Source organism: Persicitalea sp., assembly GCF_041751555.1.
In the GTDB taxonomy this organism is placed as follows: Bacteria; Bacteroidota; Bacteroidia; order Cytophagales; family Spirosomataceae; genus Persicitalea.
Genome location: NZ_JBGSXF010000319.1, coordinates 1 through 5,758 on the forward strand (window position 1 = coordinate 1; position 5,758 = coordinate 5,758).

5 protein-coding genes are annotated in these 5,758 nt (G+C 49.2%); 4 read left to right on the forward strand and 1 reads right to left on the reverse strand.

From position 1 onward, the window contains the following. Positions 1-1,211, reverse strand: a 1,211-nt coding sequence (locus ACEW8P_RS11515) for a multicopper oxidase family protein (protein WP_373513227.1), incomplete at its 3' end; no start/stop codon positions are given. Positions 1,212-1,700: 489 nt separating this feature from the next. Here ACEW8P_RS11515 and hisB point away from each other — a divergent pair. The 4 genes from hisB to ACEW8P_RS11535 all read left to right on the forward strand — a co-directional run. Continuing rightward, on the forward strand, positions 1,701-2,828 hold the full coding sequence (hisB, locus tag ACEW8P_RS11520) for a bifunctional histidinol-phosphatase/imidazoleglycerol-phosphate dehydratase HisB (RefSeq protein WP_373513228.1): 1,128 nt from the start codon (positions 1,701-1,703) through the stop codon (positions 2,826-2,828). A gap of 254 nt (positions 2,829-3,082) precedes the next feature. After that, on the forward strand, positions 3,083-3,370 hold the full coding sequence (locus tag ACEW8P_RS11525; RefSeq protein WP_373513229.1) for a hypothetical protein: 288 nt from the start codon (positions 3,083-3,085) through the stop codon (positions 3,368-3,370). 195 nt (positions 3,371-3,565) lie between these two features. Further along, the gene (gene can, locus ACEW8P_RS11530) at positions 3,566-4,213 is read left to right on the forward strand and encodes a carbonate dehydratase (protein ID WP_373513230.1); all 648 of its coding nucleotides are present in this window, start codon (positions 3,566-3,568) and stop codon (positions 4,211-4,213) included. 49 nt (positions 4,214-4,262) lie between these two features. Continuing rightward, positions 4,263-5,758: SulP family inorganic anion transporter (locus ACEW8P_RS11535; RefSeq protein ID WP_373513231.1), on the forward strand; the 1,496-nt coding region annotated here is incomplete at its 3' end.

Below are 5,758 nucleotides of genomic sequence, written 5' to 3' on the forward strand. Positions count from 1 at the left end.
ACCGACTCGTCGATCCGGTCCATCGAAAAGGTCTTGCCGTTGATCGTGTGCATCCCCGCCATGCTTTTCATTTTGCCCATCTTGTGCTTGCCCGAGCCTTCCATGGATATTCCAATATCGAAAGTCCGGGTTTTGGTGGCGGAAGCAGCGGGCATAACCGGAATACTATTCAGGGTGGCGGGCAAAGTGAACGGGTCGCTTTCGGTTCTATCAACCACAAACTTCATGATTTTGAATCCCTGGCTTCCCTGCGAATCTGCCCCGGAAAAAGGGTTGCTTTGCAAGAAAACTTCGCCGTTCAGGCTTATTTTGCTAAAATCCAGCAGCAGGTCGGCCCGTTCGCCGGGGGCAAGCAGAAGATTCGTGGCGGTTTCGGAGGCGGGCAACAATCCGCCGTCGGAGCCGATAATCATAAACGAATCAGCACTGCTTAGGGCTAAATTGTAGATTCGGGCATTGGAACCATTCAGCACCCGAAGTCGGTAGGTCCGGGAAGCAACCTTGCGATACGGGGTGTGTGCTCCGTTTACCGTGATCGTATCACCCATGTAGCCAATCATCACCTCGCCCATCGTCGGGTTATAAACCAAACCTCCGTTGGCATCGACGCGCTTATCCTGAATCACCAGAGGGATCTCGTAGTCACCGGATGGTAGTTTCAAAGCTCGTTCCTCGGGGCTATCGATTATAAACATCCCCGCCAGGCCCATAAATACCTGCCGCCCCGTTTGCATATGAGGATGCGGATGATACCACGCCATGCCTGCAGGCTGATCTATCTTGAAAGAATAGTTGAATGACTGCCCGGCATTCACCATCTGCTCGGGGTGGCCGTCCATAGCGGGAGGCACGAGTAGGCCATGCCAATGAATGTTAGTGTCCTCAGTGAGGCCATTGGTGAAGGGGAAGTCAACCATGCTACCTCTTTCCACCCGAATAGTTGGACCTAAGATAGTATTTCGATAGCCCAGCATCGGGCCGCTTTTTCCTGGTATAATCGAACCGCTCATGCTGTGGGCGTTGAGGGGTGTACCTGACACGGCGGTTTCGGGCGTAAGGAGCGGCGTGCTGAATGTACCGGGCGCGACGGCGGGCGCGACGGCGTTCATCGCATCCATGTCCATATTCATGCAACCCGACAGCAGGCTTTCTGATGCTGCGATTCCGGCGGCCCCCAGGCCAAGTGTTCTTAAAAACTCAATACGTTTCATCTACTAAGAGTTAGTCAGGAGAGTACAAATAAACGGAATAAACAGTGTGCATCTGTGTGACGCACATCTGTGTGACGCAATGGATTATAATGAACTACTTCCTTTGTCTGTGGTTTGTCTGATAAAGCAGAAGCCGCGCGGAAAGAGAAAGACATTACGCTTATCTTCGTTCCCACAAATGTATTAAGGACTCGTTTCGCTATTTTACACAATTTGGTTTAAGTGCTGTGAATTTCACTCATTGCCTGGAAAAGAAGCATTGCTACCGATGAACCGTTAGACTCACACCCCGCTTTGATCATTTTTCAGCAGCAACGAATAAGCCGCAAAGTCTTCGGTGACCAGAAAGTGAGGTTCCTGATAACTGTCTGAAAAGGGGTTGACCAGGACAGATATTGGCGAAACGTATTTCAAACTCAGCGAAACTCTGTGCCGGACTCTGCGTTACTTTGTGTCTCAGAAAGCTGACATACAATCATACCAACCACAATGAAAAGAAAAGTACTCTTTATCGACCGCGACGGAACCATCATCGTAGAACCGCCCACCGACTTTCAGGTCGATTCGCTGGAAAAGCTCGAATTTCTACCAAAGGCTATTTCCAACCTGCGCCGCCTCGCTGAAGAAACCGACTATGAACTCGTTATGGTTACGAACCAGGACGGCCTGGGTACCGACTCTTTTCCCGAAGACACTTTCTGGCCTGCTCATACCAAAATGATGAAGACCTTAGAAAGAGAGAATGTTCTCTTCGCCAACGTCCTCATCGACCGCACCTTCCCCACCGACAACGCCCCTACCCGAAAGCCCGGCACAGGGCTACTGACCAAGTACCTGAACGGCGATTATGATCTGGCCAACAGCTACGTCATAGGTGACCGCCTGACGGACGTGCAGTTGGCGGTCAATATGGGTTCCCAGGCTATTTATATTGCTCCCGAACTACCCCAAGAAGGCGTTTCAACGGAAATAACGTCGGCAATTTCGTTGGTTTCAAATGATTGGGATACCATTTTTGAAAAACTCAAACTACCCGCCCGCACTGCTACCGTGCAACGCAACACGAAGGAGACCGAAATTTCCATCAAGCTCAACCTCGACGGTACGGGCCAATCAACCATACAGACGGGCCTGGGCTTCTTCGATCACATGCTCGACCAACTCGCCAAGCACTCGGGAGCCGACCTGGAAATCACGGTTAAAGGCGATCTGCACATTGACGAACATCATACCGTCGAAGACGCAGCCCTGGCCCTCGGCGAAGCGTATCGTCAGGCCTTGGGCGACAAGCGTGGCACCAACCGATACGGTTTTTTACTACCCATGGACGAGGCACTAGCACAGGTCGCCATCGACTTCTCAGGCCGTCCGTGGCTGGTGTGGGAAGCGGAGTTCCGACGCGAGCGGATCGGCGAAATGCCTACGGAGATGTTTCACCATTTTTTCAAATCCTTTTCGGACGCCTCGCTTTGCAATCTGAACATCAAAGTGGAGGGCCAAAACGAACATCATAAGATTGAGGCGATTTTCAAAGCCTTCGCCAAAGCCATCAAAATGGCCGTGGCGCGGGATTTGAAAGCCTTGGATAGTATGCCTTCTACAAAGGGCGTTCTGTAATTTTTTTAGCAAACATTCGCCTTACTCGTTTTCTGTCTGTATTTTTGCAAAAAGGTTTTTATCAAAAACTGCGCTCACCATGTTCATGAATATCGTTGCCCTCGTATTTTACACCCTCCTGCTGGGTTCTGCTTTTGTCGTAGGCCGCTGGCTCGAAAGACACGAAAAAGACTACGATCGCTACAAACGCTCCAATTAGGCAACGTTTTTTGCACTATTGGTGTTGTCATAGCTTCAAAACCTTAACCGATTGAATGAGAGTAGGATTTTTCATATTTCTAATGAGTTTTTGTATCGTCGGAATCATTGCCAACGGCAAAAAGTTCGTGCAAGAAAGTGAAACGATCCAGCTCCAGGATTGTGAGCCTGCCGATTCGGACGAGTCCGAATCGAAGTCCTCTTTTTTTACCGATTTTCTGCCCGGAATTTCGGCTTTTAACTACTACCCCAGAAATAAGGCGAGGTTTGCCTGTACTTTTCTTGCTTTCAAGAACGTAGCGCGGGATCGCTTCTTTCCGCCGCCCGACTGTAGTTTTTCCTGAGTCACGTCGTGCCTTTCATCAGTCTATTTGGCTACTATTTCGAGCATTATTGTCGACTTAGTTAGTTGCTAGAATTTGGCTGAACATGTCATTTTATTTACGATTTCCGGTGTACATCACGCGCTTTGGTTGAATTGCCTGGGCCGGAAATATTTTTTCATAACCACTTGTCAAACCCTTTAAATTTTAATCATTATGTCGAAATCTTATCAGCAGCTATTCGAAAACAATCGCAAGTGGGCCACTGAAACCAATCAGCAAGACCCCACTATACTCAAAAAATCAGCGCAGGGACAAAGCCCCCAGTTTCTATGGATAGGCTGCTCCGATAGCCGGGTACCTGCCAATCAAGTCACCGGCACTACCCCAGGAGATATTTTTGTCCATCGTAACATTGCCAACATGGTCGTGCATACCGACATGAGTATGTTGAGTGTGCTCGATTATGCGGTTAACGTACTAAAAGTCAATCATATTATCGTTTGTGGTCATTACGGCTGCGGCGGGGTGGGTGCCGCAATGGGCAACAAGTCAGTCGGGCTGATTGACAACTGGCTGCGGCACATTAAGGACGTATACCGCTTGCACAAAGACGAAGTGGATGCCATCGGAGACGCGACCGAGCGCAGCAACCGACTGATCGAGTTGAATGTGCAGGAGCAGGTCATGAATCTGTCGAAAACGTCTATCGTACAGATGGCCTGGGAGCGAAATCAGCCTTTGGAAGTACACGGCATGGTTTACGACATCGCCAGCGGTCTGCTGAAAGATTTAGACGTCATGACCGATAGTACCAAAGGCATGGACAATTTCTATGCTTTAAACCTTAACCAGAAAGGCTGACACCTTCATCAATTATCTACCAAAACGTTTGATATAACGAGCAAGAAACATGGCAGTTGAAAAGAAAAGTATGTTCGCCAATTTGAAGTACGATTTCCCCGCCGGGCTGGTGGTGTACCTCGTTGCTTTGCCGCTTTGCCTGGGCGTAGCCCTGGCATCTACGGGCGATCCCAACCGTCTGTTTTCCGGCATCATCGCCGGAGTAGTGGGCGGTATTGTAGTGGGAGCATTGAGCGGCTCAGCTCTGGGCGTGGCGGGACCCGCGGCTGGTTTGGTGGTCATTATTTTGGGGGCATTGGAAACCTTGGGTAGTTACGAAGCCTTTTTGCTTGCCGTGGTACTATGCGGAATCATCCAGGTAGTTGCCGGATTCCTCAACGCCGGCATTATCGGCTATTACTTCCCGTCTTCGGTGATCAAAGGAATGCTTGCCGCCATTGGTATCACTCTGATATTAAAAGAGATACCCCATGCTTTTGGCTACGACAAAGATTTTTTTGGAGATGAATCTTTTTCCCAGGCTGACGGTCACAACACGTTCACTGAGCTATATTACTCAGTGAGGTATAGCAGTACCGGAGCCATCATCATCTCGCTGATTTCGCTGGCAGTGCTGATTCTGTTCGAGCGGCCTTTCATGAAAAAAATTCAGCTGTTCCGCTTTCTGCCGGGAGCATTGTTCGTCGTTATTTTGGGTACTATTCTCAACATGACTTTTGCGGCGGTAATACCCGAGTGGGCAATGAAGGGCGAACACCTGGTAAAACTGCCCGTAGCCGAAACGGCCCAGGAGTTCATCAGCTTTTTCACCTTTCCAGATTTTTCCTTTATATATAATCCGGAAGTTTATACGGTAGCGTTCACGCTTGCCATCGTGGCCAGTCTGGAAACGCTGCTGTCCGTAGAGGCCACCGACAAACTCGACCCTTACAAGCGGAGTACACCGACCAACCGGGAATTGAAAGCTCAAGGCATGGGCAACCTAGTCTCGGGCCTGATCGGTGGACTGCCCGTTACGCAAGTGATTATTCGCAGTTCTGCCAATATAGACTCGGGCGGCAGGACTAAAATGGCGACAATCACTCACGGTGTACTGTTACTGGTGTCGGCAATATTTATTCCTTACTTCCTCAACATGATTCCTCTGGCAGCACTGGCAGCCATTCTGTTGCTAGTCGGATACAAGCTGTCCAAGGTATCGTTGTACAAGAAGATGTACGAACTGGGATGGGATCAATTCATCCCCTTCATCGTCACGATCGTGGCCATTCTGATGACTGATTTACTGAAAGGTATCGCCATTGGGATGGTCGTCGCCATCTACTTTATTCTGCGTAAGAATTATAAGCATTCTTACCATTACAAGAAGGAAGATCGTAAAGAAGGTGAGGTTATTACGCTGCAACTTTCCCAAGAGGTAACATTTCTTAATAAGGGAAGTATTAATCACACACTCAGCATGTTACCCCACGACTGCACCGTCGTAATCGATGGAACGTTATCGCTGAACATCGACTATGATGTGTTGGAGATTATTCAGGATTT

Bases quoted from the DNA above. Each gene is read 5' to 3' on its own strand.
- hisB (WP_373513228.1), top strand. From the start codon at position 1,701: ATGAAAAGAAAAGTACTCTTTATCGACCGCGACGGAACCATCATCGTA.
- ACEW8P_RS11525 (WP_373513229.1), top strand. From the start codon at position 3,083: ATGAGAGTAGGATTTTTCATATTTCTAATGAGTTTTTGTATCGTCGGA.
- can (WP_373513230.1), top strand. From the start codon at position 3,566: ATGTCGAAATCTTATCAGCAGCTATTCGAAAACAATCGCAAGTGGGCC.